15 protein-coding genes and 1 pseudogene are annotated in these 18,107 nt (G+C 42.4%); 6 read left to right on the forward strand and 10 right to left on the reverse strand.

Annotation, left to right across the window (positions count from 1 at the left end):
- Window positions 1-147: 147 nt before the first annotated feature.
- From ACU52_RS13840 to ACU52_RS13850, 3 genes are read right to left on the reverse strand one after another with little or no spacing between them, the layout of a single operon-like run.
- The gene (locus ACU52_RS13840; RefSeq protein ID WP_053399220.1) at window positions 148-1,317 is read right to left on the reverse strand and encodes a TolC family protein; all 1,170 of its coding nucleotides are present in this window, start codon (window positions 1,315-1,317) and stop codon (window positions 148-150) included.
- Entirely contained in the window at window positions 1,314-4,430 is a 3,117-nt protein-coding gene (locus ACU52_RS13845) for an efflux RND transporter permease subunit (RefSeq protein WP_053399221.1), read from the reverse strand. The genes ACU52_RS13840 and ACU52_RS13845 overlap by 4 nt, the downstream gene beginning before the upstream one ends.
- 14 nt (window positions 4,431-4,444) lie before the next feature.
- Entirely contained in the window at window positions 4,445-5,581 is a 1,137-nt protein-coding gene (locus ACU52_RS13850) for an efflux RND transporter periplasmic adaptor subunit (protein ID WP_053399222.1), read from the reverse strand.
- A 484-nt stretch (window positions 5,582-6,065) separates the two neighbouring features.
- Between ACU52_RS13850 and ACU52_RS13855 the strand changes: the two genes are divergently transcribed.
- Complete coding sequence (locus ACU52_RS13855) at window positions 6,066-6,542, forward strand: GNAT family N-acetyltransferase (protein ID WP_053399228.1); 477 nt, start codon at window positions 6,066-6,068, stop codon at window positions 6,540-6,542.
- 348 nt (window positions 6,543-6,890) lie between these two features.
- Here ACU52_RS13855 and ACU52_RS14885 read toward each other — a convergent pair.
- Window positions 6,891-8,241: pseudogene (locus ACU52_RS14885) on the reverse strand (IS4-like element ISUnCu6 family transposase).
- A 149-nt stretch (window positions 8,242-8,390) separates the two neighbouring features.
- Entirely contained in the window at window positions 8,391-9,296 is a 906-nt protein-coding gene (locus ACU52_RS13865; RefSeq protein ID WP_082335309.1) for an IS982 family transposase, read from the reverse strand.
- A gap of 297 nt (window positions 9,297-9,593) precedes the next feature.
- On the opposite strand from ACU52_RS13865, the gene ACU52_RS13870 reads away from it, so the two are divergent.
- The 4 genes from ACU52_RS13870 to ACU52_RS13880 all read left to right on the forward strand — a co-directional run bounded on the left by ACU52_RS13870 (window position 9,594) and on the right by ACU52_RS13880 (window position 14,502).
- Complete coding sequence (locus tag ACU52_RS13870) at window positions 9,594-10,577, forward strand: CHC2 zinc finger domain-containing protein (protein WP_147630892.1); 984 nt, start codon at window positions 9,594-9,596, stop codon at window positions 10,575-10,577.
- Window positions 10,578-10,583: 6 nt separating this feature from the next.
- The gene (locus ACU52_RS13875) at window positions 10,584-11,129 is read left to right on the forward strand and encodes a hypothetical protein (RefSeq protein ID WP_053399225.1); all 546 of its coding nucleotides are present in this window, start codon (window positions 10,584-10,586) and stop codon (window positions 11,127-11,129) included.
- A 72-nt stretch (window positions 11,130-11,201) separates the two neighbouring features.
- The gene (locus ACU52_RS15750) at window positions 11,202-11,324 is read left to right on the forward strand and encodes a hypothetical protein (RefSeq protein ID WP_262503076.1); all 123 of its coding nucleotides are present in this window, start codon (window positions 11,202-11,204) and stop codon (window positions 11,322-11,324) included.
- Window position 11,325: 1 nt separating this feature from the next.
- Entirely contained in the window at window positions 11,326-14,502 is a 3,177-nt protein-coding gene (locus ACU52_RS13880; protein WP_053399226.1) for an HD domain-containing protein, read from the forward strand.
- 698 nt (window positions 14,503-15,200) lie between these two features.
- Here ACU52_RS13880 and ACU52_RS15670 read toward each other — a convergent pair.
- From ACU52_RS15670 to ACU52_RS15680, 3 genes are all read right to left on the reverse strand, one after another.
- Window positions 15,201-15,488: a site-specific integrase gene (locus ACU52_RS15670; protein ID WP_239684936.1), complete on the reverse strand. Its 288-nt coding sequence runs from the start codon at window positions 15,486-15,488 to the stop codon at window positions 15,201-15,203.
- Window positions 15,489-15,671: 183 nt separating this feature from the next.
- Window positions 15,672-15,848 (reverse strand): hypothetical protein, encoded by a 177-nt coding sequence (locus ACU52_RS15675; RefSeq protein WP_239684937.1) that lies wholly within the window; start codon window positions 15,846-15,848, stop codon window positions 15,672-15,674.
- 18 nt (window positions 15,849-15,866) lie between these two features.
- A complete protein-coding gene (locus ACU52_RS15680; RefSeq protein ID WP_239684938.1) occupies window positions 15,867-16,406 on the reverse strand; it encodes a phage integrase SAM-like domain-containing protein in 540 nt (179 codons plus the stop codon).
- A 260-nt stretch (window positions 16,407-16,666) separates the two neighbouring features.
- Here ACU52_RS15680 and ACU52_RS13890 point away from each other — a divergent pair, with 260 nt between their 5' ends.
- The gene (locus ACU52_RS13890; protein WP_053399227.1) at window positions 16,667-16,945 is read left to right on the forward strand and encodes a helix-turn-helix domain-containing protein; all 279 of its coding nucleotides are present in this window, start codon (window positions 16,667-16,669) and stop codon (window positions 16,943-16,945) included.
- Window positions 16,946-17,042: 97 nt separating this feature from the next.
- Here the strand turns inward: ACU52_RS13890 and ACU52_RS15685 are convergent, their stop codons facing one another.
- Complete coding sequence (locus ACU52_RS15685) at window positions 17,043-17,417, reverse strand: site-specific integrase (RefSeq protein ID WP_239684939.1); 375 nt, start codon at window positions 17,415-17,417, stop codon at window positions 17,043-17,045.
- 89 nt (window positions 17,418-17,506) lie between these two features.
- Window positions 17,507-18,107: phage integrase SAM-like domain-containing protein (locus tag ACU52_RS15690; protein ID WP_239684940.1), on the reverse strand; the 601-nt coding region annotated here is incomplete at its 5' end.

An 18,107-nucleotide genomic window follows, 5' to 3' on the forward strand; every position in this document is an offset into this window, starting at 1 on the left:
TTTAGATAAAAAGAAGCATTCGGAAAAAGGCGGTAGACATCATGGTATGGCATTAAGCATTTACCAGCGACTGATGTTGACACCTTTTCCCGAATGCTTCTTTCGTCGTTTTTTTGGCCTATTTGTCAGGCTCTCTTCATCTTAGCTCTACAGTTCGTTTTTGTATATTTCAGTCAAGGCGTCCTGATATTGGCGCTCTATGTCCATATACGTAATCATGTTTTTGTAGATGTTGTCGGCTTCCACGTAATACTCTGTTACGGAAATTTCTCCGTTTTCAACCGCAGTGCGCAGCAATTTCAGTGTCTGTCGCATCAAAGGCACGTCGTATGCATCGGCCGAAGCTTTCAGCTGCTTCATCTGGTTTATCATAGTGCGTGCTGAGTTTTCGGCGTTAATACGTGCGTTTGCATGTTGCATTACGGCTTCTGTCTGTCTTGCCTTTGCGATTTTTACCTTGTTCTTGCTTGAGAACAAAGGTATCGAACCTCCAATCAGGAAACCGTTGCTTGCATTGTCGCCCTCAGTATTTCGGCGGTAACCTATCTCAAACTTAGGAATCCAACTCTGTTTGTTCACCTTCACATCCTGTTCTGCGGCAAGCACAGAAGCCTGTGCTGTGCGGACAGTCCAGTCTGTGGCAACGGCTTTTTCATACATCGTAACTTCGTCGTCAGCCGGGGCTTGTGGATATTCTGTCATGTTTACCTCTATCGGCAGTCCTCCGTTAAGAGCCTGCAGCTGTTGCATTGCATTGGCATGTTTGGTGTCAGCCTGAACAAGTTCTGTCTCAAGGTTCATCCTGTCGAGCTTTATTTTGTTAAGCTCAAGTGATGTGGCGTCACCGTTCTTGAATTTAAGTTCGAACATGGCCAACAGTTCATCGGCGTTCTTGCGTCTTTCCTGCAGCAGTTGTTTCTGTTTGTTGTAGTTGATGATGTCAAGGCAGAGCTTCTTGGCATTGACCAGAATGTCGCGCCGTGCCGTCTGATATTGCATGTCGAGCACATTACGCTGCAGTTGTCCGGCTTTCTTGCGCGCTCCGTAAATGGTAGGGAAGTCGAATCCCTGGGTAATGACTAGCTCTGAACTTGCGATACCGCTTGTTTCGCTCTGAAAGAATGGGCTGTATTCTATCGAGAGGTCCTCGAGTGTGTTTTGCGATTTGTTCTCTATGTCTGCAGCCTCATTGCCTTTGAACAGCGCTTTCAGTTCCATGTTGTTCTGCTCAACGCTTTTCAGTACGGAGTTAATGTCTTGAGCTTTTGCGCTGACAACTGCGGCAAAGGCCATGGCGGCCAATATTATTTTTTTCATTGTTCCTTATTTTGGTTGTCTGTTTTGATAATATTCTTTCGGTTCATCCACTCATATACAATAGGAATGATGAATGCGTTGAGGAAAGTAGACGTGAGAAGTCCGCCAAGTATGACTTTTGCCATAGGGCTTTGTATTTCATTACCGGGCAGGCTTCCGCGCAGAGCCAGCGGTATGAGGGCGAGAGCCGAGCATAATGCTGTCATAAGTATAGGATTAAGACGGTCGAGTGAGCCTCTCATTATGCATTCTCTCAGCGGAAGATGTTCCTCTTCGCGGAGGGTGTTGTATCGGTTGATGAGCAACATACCATTGCGCGTGGCAATACCAAACAGCGAGATAAAGCCGATTATGGCAGGAATGCTGACTTCGCCTGTGGTAAGTACCAGCGCGAATACGCCTCCGATAAGCGCAAGAGGAAGGTTGAGCAGGATTACTCCGCTTTCGAGGGCGTTTCTGAACTGCATGTAGAGCAGCAGGAATATTACGACGATGCTGAGCAATGATGCCAGCAGAAGTACACGGCTTGCGTTTTGCTCGCTCTCAAACTGACCTCCGTATTCAACATGATAGCCTTCCGGCAACTTTATCTCTGAGTTTATTCGTTTCTGGATGTCGTTCACTACGCTGCGCAAGTCACGTCCGCTCGCGTTGGCAGAGATGACAATTTTACGTTTTACGTTCTCGCGGTTGATGGTGTTTGGGCCCATGGCAGATCTTACTTCTGCAACATTTGCCAACGGAATTTTGCGGCCGTCAGGCGTGTCTATCATCAGGTCACGTATGCGTTCCATGTCGCAACGGTCGTGTTCGGCAGCACGTACCACAAGATTAAAGCTGCTGCCGTTGTCGTATACCTGTGATACTGTCTCGCCTGCCATGTTGACACGGACAAATGTGTTAAAGTCGGCGATTGAGATGCCGTAGAGTTTCAGCATGTCGCGTTTAGGCTTTATTTCGAGTTCCGGACGCTCAATCTGCTGTTCAACGTTGAGGTCGGCAATGCCGTCTACTGTACCTATGGCATCTTTTATCTGGTTGCCAATTTCAAACATCTTGTTAAGGTCGTCACCGAATAGCTTAATGGCAATGCTGGCCTGTGTACCGCTGAGCATGGCGTCAATACGGTGGCTGATAGGCTGGCCTATCTCGATGTTGGCACCTGTTATTACGGAAAGTTTCTTTCTCACGTCGTTGAGCATCTCTTCGTGCGAGCGTTCTTTCAGCTCAAATGGTGCCTCGATTTCTGACACATTTACGCCAAGTGCATGCTCGTCAAGTTCTGCTCGTCCTGTTTTTCTTGCTACAGTCTGTATCTCAGGTATTGACAGCAGGATATTTTCGGCACGACGTCCTATTCTGTCAGACTCTTCGAGTGATATTCCTGGTAAAGAACTGATGTTTATTGTAAGCGAGCCTTCGTTGAACTTCGGAAGGAAGCTATGGCCGAGAGTAAAGAACAATCCAAGAGCAGCAACAAAAAGTATTGCCGTTGAGGCTACAACCGGACGCTTGTGGGCAAGTGCCCATGTGAGCCAGTGTTCATAGTGCTTCTTGAGCCATACTGTTACGAATGCCTCTTTTGGCATGCCCTCTTTGGTGTCGCGGCCTAGCAGATAGCTGCACAGTACAGGCGTGAGCGTGAGTGCAACGATTGTTGATGCCACTAGTGCCACGATAAATGCCACGCCGAGAGGTATGAGCATGCGTCCTTCCATTCCGCTTAGATAGAATAGCGGGATAAAGCTTACGATGATTATTGCTGTTGAGTTGAGGATAGGCATTCGCACTTCGCGTGATGCGTTGTATACAACTTTCAGCACCGGAAGCCGTTGTTCTTTTGGCAATGCTCTGTTTTCGCGCAGATGTTTCCATACATTTTCAACGTCCACTATGGCATCATCGACAAGTGAACCTATGGCTATTGCGAGTCCGCCGAGACTCATCGTGTTTACGCTCATGTGGAAATAATGAAGAACAATGAGCGATATGAGCAACGATACCGGCAGTGTTATCAGTGAAATGACAGTGGTGCGGACGTTGGCAAGGAAGAGGAACAGAACTATGACAACAAATATAGCACCTTCGTAAAGTGACTGCTTAACATTGTTTATAGAGCTTTCGATGAAGCGTGACTGACGGAATATGTCGGTAGATACATGTACGTCAGCCGGCATATTCTTTTTAAGGTCTTTTAGTGCAGCCTCAAGTCTTTCCGTAAGTTCTATGGTGCCTGTGTCGGGCTGCTTGGTTACGGTGAGTAATACGGCTGGTTTTCCTTTCTCAGAGGCTGTTCCGAGTTTCGGAACCTGCGGCCCGGTCTGTACGTCTGCCACGTCAGCAAGGGTTATTGCATCGCCGTTGACTGTCTTTACGACGGTATTACCCATTTCTTTTACGTCTTCTGTCGACACAACGCCACGAACGATATATTCGTTGCCATATTCATATATCACGCCTCCATTGGTGTTGCGGTTCATCTGGTCAGTTGCGGCCATAACTTCAGCCAGTGTCACTCCGTAATGGTTCATTCTGCCGGGATGAAGTAAAATCTGATATTCCTTAATGTCGCCTCCTAATACAGCTACTTGCGACACACCTCCCGTAGACATCAGTCGAGGGCGCACCGTCCAGTCGGCCAATGTGCGCAAGTCAGTCATTGATGTGCTGTCTGCTGTAAGGCCAACGATGAGAACCTCTCCTAAAATAGACGACTGCGGACCTAAGGTTGGCTGCCCTACGTTGTCGGGTAGAGTCTCGTTTACGGCAGCAAGTTTCTCTGAAACAATCTGGCGTGCCAGATAAATATCAGTACTCCAGTCGAACTCAACCCATACAACAGAGAATCCCGTCGTTGAAGAAGACCTCACACGGCGTACATGCGTGGCTCCGTTCACAGCTGTTTCGATAGGGAATGTTACAAGTTGCTCCACCTCTTCTGCCGCCATGCCGTTGGCTTCGGTCATGACAACCACAGTAGGGGCGTTAAGGTCGGGGAATACATCAACCTCGGTTTGTCCTGTTGTGTAGATGCCTCCAATAATCAACAGTACCGCTGCAACAAGTATAAGCAGGCGGTTTTGCAGTGAGAATTTTATTATTTTGTTCAGCATTGCTTATCCTTGGTTTAGTGTTGATGCGAATGTGCGGGCAGACTAGTGCTGGCTGATGCCAGTCTTACTTGAGTTGCGCCCTTGGTAACTACTTTCTCGCCGCCTTTCAGGCCGCTTTTTATTTCAACTCTCTCACCGTCGGTTTCGCCTATTTCCACCTCACGGCGCTCATAGCAAGTGGCATCTGTCTGTATATAAACAAAGTTTACTCCGTTCTCGTCGGTAAGTGCAGACACTGGAACACTTATTACTCCGGGGCGTTCTGACGTCAAAAGATAAGTCTCAACGAATGCTCCCGGCATGACGTCGGCCTGATTGTCGAACTCGAATGTTACGGGAATATAGGGTGATCCGTCGCCTGTTGACTTGCCGGTGGCAACAAGACGGCCGTTCATTGCTCCTATGTTGTATATTCTGTCGCTGTATGCTGTCTTAAACTTAGCCGACTTGACTGTACCCAGTATCGAGTAATATCGCTCTGGGACATTGGCCTTTAGATATAGCTTGCGTGTCTGAGTGACGTTCATCATAGGCTGTCCGACGCTTACATAGTCGCCCTCTTTTACAAGACATGTCTTTACATATCCGCTTATTGGCGATGTTACGGCCACTCCGCTTCCGCCTTTGCTTCCAGAGAATGCCTCGTAGGCAATCTTTGCAGATTCGTAGTTGGCTCTTATGCTGTTGAATTCTTTCTGTGTTACGATATTGTCTTTCACTAACTTTGCTGCGCGTTCATACTCCTTCTTTGCTGTCTGATATGCGATTGCAGCCTGTTTTGCCGGATTATCCTGAAGTTTGTCTGCTGAGATGGTGAACACTGTTCCTCCTTTGCTTACGGCTGTTCCTTCTGTTATGCCGCGTTGAAATCTTACTATACCTGGCACGGTTGCCACTATTGTGGCTTCATTGCCGGATGCTGCAAGAATCTTGCCTCCGGCCGGAATAACTCCGCTGAAGTTGCCCGGCTTGATAATCTCGGCAACTATGCCTGCCTGGTGAGCCTGCTCCGGACTAATAACAATTTCGGTTGAATGGCCTTTTTCTTCACCTTCGTGTGCGTCTGCCTCTTCGCTGTGTGTGTGTTTGTGCTGACATGAAACCATGACCAGCATGCTTAGTACAGATGTAATTAAGATGTTTTTCTTCATGTTTATTTTATGTAGCTTTATTAATAATGTTTTGTCATATTTATTATTTATGCAAAAATAACGTAAAATGGATGCAACTTAGTTGCAATTGCGCATTTTGGAATATGTATGTTGCAATATGTCCTAAATTTATTGTCTTTATGCAGATGTCAGAGTCATTGAAGTTATGAATGATATGGAGAAAACTTTTGATGGAAGAGACGATGTAACAGTTTACAGATGTTATGAAAACTTATGGAAGACCAATATGTCTGTATGGGATATCTGTCAGTGAATACATTTGTCCGTAAACAACAATTTTCTTTTGTTCTTGTTGTGTCGTTAAAAAATATGCTATAACTAAATAAAATATATTTGTTGATTTTGTCCTTTAATGCCGGAATAACGAATAAGTTTTATACCTTTGTTCTTAGATGTATTTCTGTAATAAAAACAGAAACATCTGTTTGTGTTAAGTTGTGGAATGAATAATAATGATAATGCAATGAAAATAGAATGTAAATTTCGTACTGCTACGATGAAAGACATACAGGAGCTTAAAAAACTTTTTAGTAATACTGTGATGACTGTTAATTGTCGTGACTATACGGCAGAAGAAGTGGCAGACTGGGCGTCGTGCTGTGAAAGCGACGGACGTTGGGAACAGTTGCTTTCTACTTTGTATTTTATTGTTGCTACTGATGTTGAAGGCCAGATGCTTGGTTTTACAGCCCTTAGAGGGGATGGCTATCTTCATTCAATGTTTGTGCATAAAGATTACCAGCGTCAGGGCATCGCAACGGCTCTGTTGCAGAAAATAGAAGCTTATGCATCGGAGCATGGAATAAAAGAAATGACATCAGAGGTGAGTATTACTGCCCGTCCGTTTTTTGAACACCATGGTTATAAGGTTGAGCGTGAGCAGCGTGTTCAGGCCAATCGTATGATTATGACAAATTTTCTGATGCGAAAGACACTGTAAGTCTATATTGCAGACGTGTACATGAAGGGCGCCTTGCCCAGTTTAATGTCCGTATGAATATAATGAGTGATAATAAATAAAAAAGTCCGCAATTTAAGATTGCGAACTTATATGTTTTCTGGCGGTACGTACGGGACTAACGGAGTCTTTAATCAACACTGATATTCAATCTGTTATAATAATTCTCCAAGAAAAGCACCCTGTTCTGCATCTGCTTCAGTTCTATGTTTTTCCGATAGGAATTTGCCTTGTTCCAACGGGGTAAAGGTAGTGATTTTAGATTGAAATGTCAAGTAGAAATCTATAAAAACACTTTTATCAAAGAATTTATATTCAAGTTTTATAAGTTCAACTTGTTAGTTTTAATATGTAAAAGTCACAAATATGTTTAATATCTTCCTTCCTGTTGATAACAGCCAGATAGATATCTTCATCAGTCAATCCGAAGAATTCCACAACCGCAACGACCTGTTTTTGCATGACGCCTCATATCCTTTCTTCAACGGTCAGTTCCAAAGAGCTCTTGGTTGCGTCCTTAAAAATATCCATGGTTTCGTATGTAGCAAACCTCATCATTAGGTAAAGAATGTTGTATTGCAAAGTTGTCAAGGATGTCGTCACAATTTGCGGGACGAAGTTGCCGACCTGGCATTTGCCCAGTTCCAATAATCTCTTCGTCTTCTTGAACACGACTTCCAAAGACCACCTTTGGACATAACCGGTACGCTTCAAGGAACTCAAGCCGTATATCCGTGGCCATTAGGTCGTTCTATGTACCCCTCTTGCTTCTCTTGACAAAGTACGGGTGCACCTTGATGTCCGTAAAGGTCATATCCGCCACAATGTAATGGCAACGCAATCTCCTGCTGTACTTCCGCTTGCCTATCAAGGTGCTTGGTCAAGGCAAGCGGTATAGGGTTTCTCGTCCAGACAGTATTTTGTCCTACTCTTTTCTCCCATCTTGATCATGCCCATGTAATCGCAGTTGAAGCGACGGGAGCGTATGAACCGGACGACATCCTTGCACGCGAACCAGATGGCTGCCAGTACATACCTGAACCTGTCCCTTTACAAATGGCGCGTTTTATCACGGCAATCATCATGTCGGTTTTCTTTGCCGTGTATTCATCAATACGCCCCTGCAAGGCATCTCCGCTGTTACGTTATTTGAAGAATCATCTTGCGAGTTTTTCATCGGATATTCCGAATTTTCCATCCCTCCCCTTTTCACCCAGCAGTGCAAAATCCAGAATTATTTGGATCATTCCATCCGTTACGGTAAGAAACATCCTTGTCATCGACTATTAGGCAAGCCGTGCCTTCCTTATGTTCGGAGCGTAATCTGACTCTTGACCAAGGCTGAAGGGTTTAGTGATAGATAGACTTCCGACAACTTATCTTGGGGTTACTCACGAAATGGTAAAACACGTTTTTCTTGCATCCCAGTAAGCTACTTAAAGAAGTCCCAGTAAAACGATAAGAATTATGGATCATGAAACACGGATATAACAGCAAAGCTTGGAACCCCTACAACAGCGGATACATTGTTGCACTTACTCTTCATGCCGAACAGGGTGGATTCATTCATTCTTAACTATTTGATAACATCCGATAGGGAATAAATCGCTTTATGCGTATCATTTTTTCTAAAAAAAGCGCTGATTTCCGAAAGGAAGTCTGTAACTTTGTACAATGGAATAGAGCTGAGTAATGTTTTGATCTGCAACTATAAAATTACTCATTTTCTGCGACATACAGAAATTCCTGTGCCTTTTTATAACCAAAGGTCTATTTGGTCTATTAACTTGCGAAACTTGAAAATTCTATATTAACGTGAGTTCGACGAATTTAGAATAATGCAAGCTGTGTGTCAATCGTTCTTGTAACATTGATACATAGCTTCTTAGGAAAGCAGCAATATGCCGCAATTGCACTCAAGAGGTTAACGATAAAATTATCAAAGGCTCTATGCCTTGAATGTTCCACTTGTGCTATATTTTTGAGTTCGTCATTGACAGTTTCAATAATGGCCCGTTTCCTGAGAAGCAGTTTGTCTGAAACGGACATCAGTGCACCTTTCATATTGCTCTTCAACTTGGTTATAAGTTGTATTCCATCAACGAATAATCTCTGAAACAGATTCTTTCTTATATACCCCTTGTCCCCGACAAACTTTCCATATATAAATTCTACAAAGGCTTTATATTCAAGCGGTTTACGGTCATCAACATCCCCCGGCGTAATCATAAAATTCAGAAGTTCTCCATGTTCGTTGCATATCAAATGTAGCTTGAATCCGAAGAACCACCCCATGTAGCATTTTCCTCTTTTTGCTATTCCCTTGAACGTTTTATGAATATGGATTCTCTGGTTTTTGCATACCCGTAAAGGAGTGCTGTCAACAAAACTGATGCCTGTACATTTGCCCAAAAGAACCTTCTTGATGAATATGGCCAGCGGGACGGCCACGTCTTTCTCCAAGTCAACAAAACGGTTGTAAGAAACGACCTTTGGAAAGAAATGGCGCATATGTTTGCAGACTTTTTCCTGATAGAAATGCTTCAGACAACGGTATCCAGAGTCATGGAAAAGTATCATGATAAGCATGATTTCCGCCTTGGACATGGTAGAATCACGGTGATATTTGCGCTTTGCGGTTGGTTTAAACGTATATTTTGCCGTCATAGCATCAAAAAAATTGCAGAAGTCGTCTGCCATACAAAATAATTCTATAACTTTGCTCTCGGTGATCATTGCGATTATAGTTTGTAATACTTTGTAATTCAGCACTATAAAGTTACAACAATTTTCGCTAATCACCAAATTTACAAGTACTTATAATTCGTCGAACTCACGTTAAAATATTTATTCGTTTATATCGAACTTACGTTAAATATAGAAATTATGTATGATTAACTAAAAAGGTCCACGCTGAAAGGATGTCTCAATTTAAAGAAAAAAATGATAAATATCTAGATAATTTTAAAATCAAAAGGTTTCTATGATTTCTCCTGAAACATAAAAAAACTGCACGAACTGAATTGTGAGGATGTGGCTAGAAGACTAGGATTGGAAGTCAATATGCATCAGGCTCATTGCTTTATGCATCAGGACAAAAGGCCCAGCCTTGCCTTTAAGAACAATTTATGGAAATGTTTTGCTTGCGATAAAGGTGGAGATGCTATCTCTCTAGTGGAAGAAAAATGTAATCTTTCGTTTGTAGAAGCATGTACGTGGCTTTGCGAACAATACCATATTTACACGCCTTCAACTAACCTGAAAAATACAAAAAAGAGACCTAAACTCAGACACAGAAGAACTCTTGCTATCGACAGGGAAGAAAGCAGGCCTAATTTTGATGGTGATGTGGCTTCGGCCATCATAAACCTAGCTGATTTGGAAGCCAAAGGAAAGGAGTTTCTTTTTACGGAAAGAAAACTGTCGGCTCAAGTGGTGGAAAAGATGAAAATCAAATCGGTAGAAGATCCAACAGAAATGAAAGAGATTCTAATGAATACCTTTGGTGAAGAGCGTTTAATTAAATGTAAAGTGTTAAAAAGAGATAACAACAAGATACAATTAACCATCAATATTCCTTCGTTACTGATACCGTATTTTGACAGAACAGGCAAACTGGTGGCTTTACAATCTCGCTACTTGGGCACAAACGAAAATATACCTCGGTTCAAGATGCTGTGCAATTCACGTAAACAGCTTTACAATATGGTTTTACTAGCTAAGTTGCAAGAAGGAAGCAAATTATATATAATGGAGGGAATTACTGACTGTCTGGCTATGCTATCGGCCGGATATCCTGCTGTTGCCATTCAAAGTGCAACGACTATTCCGGAAACGGAATTAGATAAATTATCTGGATTTGATTTGGTGATGGTCCATGATAATGATAAAGCAGGAGTAAGTGCTTTCTATCACTTGCACCGTAGCCTGCTTAGATACGGATGCCGTCTGAAATGTGCAACGATTCCAGCTCTGTTCAAGGATTATTCTGCATATTATTTATACATAAAAAAATAAAAGGCGATGGAAAAAGATAATTTAGAAAGAAACGTCATTCAGCCTTTACTCAAAGAGTTTTCCAGAGAGATGCTGAGCCGGCTTATTGAAATCAGCTTTATCGAGCTAGAACAGGCTCCAACTGAGGGTGAGCTCCAAGCCAATGGAAATCCACAAGACGAAAAGGGATATACCAAATATGAATCCCGGTATCTAGCTCAGAAAGAATTGTTTTCACTGATGCTTTTTGATCCAATGCTGGAAGAACAGATTTCGATGAGGAAAAATGCGAACTTCGACTACATGACAGGACTGCACTTTTTCATTACGGCCAATAAGAATTTCCATTATAACTTTGGATTTTTTGAGCAGCAGATAGATTTTTTTGATCAGATTCTGAATGGTTGGTGTAACTTTCTGGATCAGGTAGTGAGAGACGTAACCGCTCTACAGGGCTTTATAACGGAACAATGTGTAGAACTAGAATTTGATGGTATTTTACGATTATTCTTATGTAAAGATACCATCATCAGTGCCTCTCTCAATCTAGACAGTTTCAATACCATTTTTTAAAAACGAACAGGAAACTATCACTATCATTTTGGTCTGTACTTGTGTGAAAGAAATAACCAAAAAACTCAGCTTATGGTATCTGGTCAAGGTGACGGGAAAGGCAAAGAAAGTGGTTTATACCAAGCTGTTAATTGGTTTAACAACCTCGTTGAATCATTAGAAAAGAAATATAATGCAACATTAAAACAGAATTGACATGAGTCTATTTGATACTATCACGCACCGAAGGAACATTTACAAGGCTATTTATGCACTGGATTCCTACATCTGTGAACGAAATCTTCTATCGGTAGAGGATCTGAAGTGCTATTATCAGCTGAAGGATAAATTTGACTTTGACGGCACAATCAAGGATGTTATAGAGAAATGCCAGAAGAAACTTGAGAAGATACTGAACGAAGAAAATGATGATTTCTTTACCGTTTCAGTATACTATAAGATAAAGAAACTGAAAGATGAAAACGGAAAACAGTTAGTTACTTACAGACCGTTACATACTGCAAGTCTGATTGATCAAATCTGCATGGCCGCCTTGCTGATCCCACTGATGTTTGATGACAGTAAAGGCGTGCGGAACAAGTCGGAGCTTTCAAGGATGATTCCACATAATTTTTTTGGTAATATGCCGAGTGAAAGTGTAGATAGTCTTTTTATGAATTGGACAGAAAAGTATCGGCAATATTCTAAAATTATCCAAGACAAGAGCCGGGAATATTTGAAGACGCGGGAATATGATACGGTAATCAACTTTGATTTGGCAGATTTCTTTCCTTCCATAGACCCGGCCAGGATGTATAATTTCATCCTGAATCTGTTAGTTCCTAAATATCCCGATAAGGACGACTTGAAAACCTTGAAGAAGGCCATTGTGAAACTGCTCTATTTCAAGATTCAGGAAGATTCTCTGAGGGGGTGGATGGATGTTTATTATCCGAATACGGACACGACGTCTTTTAAGGAGGTTTTCATGAACAGAGGAATTGCTCAGGGATTGCCTCAATCTTATTTCTTCGGGAATCTATGTATGATTGACATTGCGGATAAAATGGCATCAACCGAAGAGTTGAAACAAGCGGATGCTTATTTTTATGTAGACGATTCGGTTATCTTTGCCAAAGGGATTGACCAAAGGAATTTTGAAACTCTTATAACCAAGCTGAACAATATTATCAAGGAATCACCGGCCAAATGTGACAACCAGCCGGAGTTGAGTCAAGTTTACTTGGATTTTCAGAAAAAAATTGACTACCAAATAAAATTTCATGAAGACAAGAAAAGTACGATCTGTACCATTGAAGAGGCGTTCAACGGAATGGAAGGGCTTTTCCTGGTACAACGACCTGTCTCGATGGGAGGTTGGATATATGGAAATATTGATGAAGTAGATGAACATGTATCCCTGAAGAAACTTAATGCACTCCAAACGGTAGTAGAAAACCAACTTTTAAAGGTAAAAGAAGAACAGGAAAAGGACCCTAATAAAAAGCAATGGGGGGAAACCCGAATAAAATGGCTATCCAGATACTTGAAATATTTCATTTATCGGCAACGGAGATTGAAGCTTATCATCAATGGCCAGTTTGATGAGTCCATGAAAGCAGAGTTCTATGATCATTTCCATATCACAACATTGGGAATGGAAACAAATGAAAATCGGGATAAAGCAGTCAAAGAAATTTTTAATAAATTTGAGGAAGAAATCTTCCAGGCTGAAATAGGAATGTTTGCCAAGGCAATGACTTTCGATGATTTAAAGGAGTTCTGTCATAATATCCAATCATTTGATAAGATATTGGCAAGCTATAACTGTCCGAATGAGCGCAATTTTAAAGCGCTGTATTACTATAAGACCACGGAATTATTGGAACAAACCCATTTCCTGCAACAAACAGATAGCTATGCTTCCTTAAAGCAATTACTTTTACTCACTTTCCCTTTTCAAAATATAGAGGTGTTCTTGGATGCAATCTATCAGAACCGTACTGTAAACGAAAAAGGTTTTTGGGGGAAACAAACATTCCTTTCAGGAGATAAGGAGGAAAGGAAGAAAGAAGAAAAGAATGAATATTGGATTGAATTACCTGATTGGGTGGATTTTATCTTTAACAATTCCTCGGAGTTCAAACGGAAAATACTTAACTGCTGTTTTTCGCTGGCTTGCAGGATCAGGGTTGAAGATAGCCTGACTATCTTACATATGGATTTGAAACCGGTAAAATATTATGAATTACGTATTTTATCCATTCTAAGGAATCGAAAATGCAACTGTGAGGATTTCTTTCACTTCCTACAGCACTTAGATTATAAGGACGTGAATGAAAAGATGGAAATTGACGTGGGTATCTTAGAAGCTTTGACTATTTTCAGGCAACGAGTACAAGATCCGATGAAAATAGACCGGCTCATCCAGACGCATCGGCTTGTGAAAAGTTTGTGGCATAATGGTTCTAAGTTTCTGAACGCTTACACGCTTCACAACCACGAGCATGCCATTAATCTGATTAAGAATGTGGTGAGAATGGTCAACAACATTGATTTTTTAAACATAAAATCAACGGATTATTTCTTGTTATTCCAGGCTTGTTATCTGCATGACATCAGTATGGTGATTCATCCGAATATAGCGTCTTTCAATGAATCAAATCCGGATTCAGAAGTGTTAATCAGTCAATGGATGGATGAAATGTTAAAGATAGAGAATGATGTCACTAGGACTTTTAAAGAAGACCATTTTTCTCTAGCAGAAATATTTCAATTACGGAAAAAAATCGGTAGATTGCAAGTAGAAGCTTTTCAGAAGGTTTTCAATTTTTTTGAGAACAAGGTCAGAAGTACCCATCCGCAAGACAGCGCTAAATACATCCGAAGTTGGCAGAAAGGAATCTTGTCTCATCTTTCAGAAGTTGAAGCTGATACGATTGCAAAAGTTTCAGAAAGTCATGGTTGGGATAGCATACACGTGTATAGCCTGAAGTCTGAGGCAAAGGAAGAGTTGGTCAGTATTAAATATATGATGATTCTTATACGTATGGCTGACTTGTTGGATCTGGCAAATGATAGAATAGACTACTATCTTCTGAAGCAGAACCGGTCTCAAATGAGCCTTCTTTCCCGGTTTCACTGGATTTCGCATCTCATATCGGACGGATATAAATTGGATGTCGAGTTTAATCCGATAAAAGGTGTTCCATTGGACGAACACCCGATTGAGGAAAATATTTATGTGGACATCTTCTTGAATACTGAAATTATGGCTGCGATGGCTGTAAATGAAGAACCTTGCTTGAATATCCGTGCCACTAAAGGGCTATGTAACAGCAGCAGCAATCCTCTAAAAAAACGAAGGCACACAGCAGGAGTGTATCCAATATGAATTATTTAAAGACAACATAAGGTGTAATTCGGACTTGGTCCGAATTGACGGAACAGGTAAGAAATGCCCTTTCTTATGTATCTGGATACAAAAAAAACATGAATGGTTGTTTGCAGAACTGGCTGAACTGAAGTATTATCTTAACTCTGTAAATTCGAACCTCATCAAATCGGATATTAAAGTCAGATTCTTTTATTCTAACCTTCAACCTTTTGATTCGGAATTCTATGATGATATCAGGGCTTATCTACAAAAGTCATGAAGCTAGAAGAATGTGTAGAGCTGTTCGGATTTTCGCTACCAAATGGCTTCATATAAACGGGTATACTGCTATTGGTGTTTATATCGACTGCTAGATGATGTGTGAGCATCAGCAAATCACTCACTGGCTGGTTAGAAGCCTGATTTGAGTACCCAGACTATATCTAATATTCACATTAGACAGGCATATTGAACCGAATGTTCTGACGGTGATGCTACTGGTTAGTTTTTGCTTTATAGGTTCAGGGCTTGCCAAAAGGATCATTATTTCAGTATAAACCGCGTCTTAGTGGTACTCATTCTTGTCAATTATGTCTGCTTGAGCTGAACCGAAAAGAAGCATTCTGACATCCGGTTCTATTTATGGGAAAGGCTATACTCCAATGGATGTGGTGGGATAGCCTTTCACTTTTTATCATTTTTTGTATATATCCGCTTCATGCCTTTTGGGAATTCCTCTCCAGAGCCTGCATATAATGGCGCAACATATAGTCTGAAGAATAGTCAAGCATTTCCCCGACGTGTTCTTTGGGAATTCGGTTGGCCAGGGTGACTGTCGCAGCGAACGTATTGCGGGCCATCTGGGTGGTAAGCCTCTTGGAAATCCGACATAGTACCGAAACCTCTTTCAGGTATTCATTCATTTTCTGGACTGAAGGGACAGGAAAACACGGCCCTTCCGGATTCATCGGATTCCAGCCTCTGTATTTCTCCAGCAGGACCATTGCCGGTTTAAGAAGAGGAACACGGCTTGTACAGCTGTCTCCAACCTCCGCTCCTTCAGCACGTGTCCTGCAAATCCACAGTGTTCCTTCGTCATCCCTAAACAAGTGCGACGGACAAAGGGTGCTTATCCCCTGATAGGAAAGTCCAGTGAGCGCACAGAAGACGAACACATCCTTCACCCGTTACAGACGTCCGGCCGGCATATCCGTTTCCATCACAGTTCTCAGTTCATCCCAGCCCAGGAAAGACGGAGAAGTCTCCTCTTTCACGCACAGCCGTCCCAGTTTTTTCAAGCACCTGCCATCCTCCATCCACCCCTTCTGCTGGGCCACCTTGAGAACTTTACGGAAACACTCCAAATATTTAGCCGCCGTATTTCAGGCCAGCCTGCGGGTTTCCTTCAAATACCTTTCAAATGCCGTGATGAACTTCCTGTCCAGTTCGGAGAACGCGATATCTTCCTTATTGTAAACATTCCGTATGACGGTCTCTACCAATCCGCAGCATCTGTTGTAACGTGCCAGCGTGGCAGGATGCAAATCCCCGGGAGAAGCCGCCCATCCGTCTATGCATTCCTTCATGGCCTTCAGAACCTGATGCCGTCCTTCTCTGGCATACAGAATATCCAGGATTTTCTTCGGAGTCAGTTTTTCCCCGTCATACACGGAATTCCTGTGAATGACATATATTCTGTCCCTCAGCGTCTCAAGGTACATGTTCAGTTCCCTCGAACTTCGGTCTTTTCCTTTGCTACGCATCTTTGCATTGTCCCATAACTCCACCGGTATAGAGCGCTGGATACGGATTTCATCCCGCTGCCCGTTAATTGTCACCCGAAGAACGACCGGTGCTTCACCGTTCTTCAATAACTTGTTCTTCAAGATAAAGAACATTACATTCAGTGTGTTTCCTTTCATACGTTTTGTTTTGGTACAAACTTAGTAAATGCACTGATATACAACACTATGCAAAATTGCGCAATATAGTGAAGTATAATACATGCCTTTCCTGAACACGACTGTACTTTCCGGATTCAACGACCGGATATTTTTGAAAGACCGGTTCCTGCAACAGACAACATGATACATCTGATGACTTGTGATGCCATCTGATGACATGATATTGGCCGGTCGGCCCATACCGTCTATCTTTGCCTCAAACCAAACAATTACACTTTATGGAAATCATAAACATTGAAGCCGGTACTTTCAGAGAAATGGTAATGTCCATCCAACTGCTGAAAGAAAAACAGGAAAACCTTAAAGGCAATCAAACCTCAAAAAGTCTGGATGACTGGATGGACAATCAGGAAGTATGCATGGCACTGAACATATCACAGAGAACATTGCAAGCCATGAGAAGCAACGGTACCTTGCCCTTCTCCCAGATTGACCGGAAAACCTATTATCGGAGACAGGATATCATCAGACTGATTGAAAAAGGTAAGAAAAGATAATCCCGACAAAAGCGAGGCCAATCCATACAAGCAAACAACTCTTCATTCATGTAAAAGGCTATACCTCACTGTGCGTTGTGAAGTATAGCCTTTCCGTTTATCCGAAGACCCGGGCGACATCCTGCATGTCCTTCATAATACTGTTATCCAGTACACGTGCATAATGCTGTGTCATGCGGGTTGAAGAATGGCCAAGCATCTTCGACACATTCTGCAGGGCGACATCATTGGCAAGGGTAACAGTCGTCGCGAACGTGTGCCTAGCCACATGGACGGTCTGCCGCTTGTTCACCCGACACAGGGTGGCAATCTCTTTCAGGAATTCGTTCATCTTCTGATTCGACGGAATCGGGAAACAGGGACCTTCAGGATCTTCTGGGTTCCAGTTCTTGTATTTCTCCAGAATGACAAGAGCAGGTTCCAAAAGCGGTACATTGCAAGTACAGCTTTCCTTATGAGTGGTTATCTTCACGCGGGCCTTGTGTATCCACAGTTTCCCCTCATTATCTTTATAAAGATGTGCCGGGCACAAGGTCTTCACATCAATGTACGACAGGCCGGTCAGACAACAGAACAGGAAAAAACCTTCACGGTGTTCAGACGTGTCGTGGAAAAGTCCTTCTCCATAATCAGTTTCAATTCTTCCAGGGTCAGAAACGTAGGGCACGTCTCTTCCTTACGGAACAGACACTTGCGTTTTCCGGCCAACGGGTCCAGTTCCAGCCATCCGTTTTCCCTGGCCAGTCCGAGAAATTTGCGAAAACAGCTCATATACTTGGTCAGGATATTCTGGGAAAGTTTGCGTACCGTTCTCATATGCATCTCAAACCGGTCGATTAATTCCCCACTAAGTTCATGAAATGTAATATCCTCTTTCTTGTAGAAATCCTTAATGACTGTCTGCAACGATTCATAACAGTTGTTATAACGTGAAATGGTGGAGGGCTGGTACTCCGTACCAATCAGGGAAGTCCAGTCATCGATACATTTCCGCATGGTCTGCAAAACCAGATGTCGTTCCTCTTTAGAGAATAACTTTATCAGAAGATTCTTTGGGGTAATCAGTGCTTCCCGACAGAGAAGTTCCTTGTGAATCTGGTACAGCCTTACTTTCAATGCCTCGATATAGCTGTTCATCTCCGTTGAACTCCGGTCTTTTCCT

The organism is Xylanibacter rarus (genome assembly GCF_001275135.1).
GTDB lineage: Bacteria > Bacteroidota > Bacteroidia > Bacteroidales > Bacteroidaceae > Prevotella > Prevotella rara.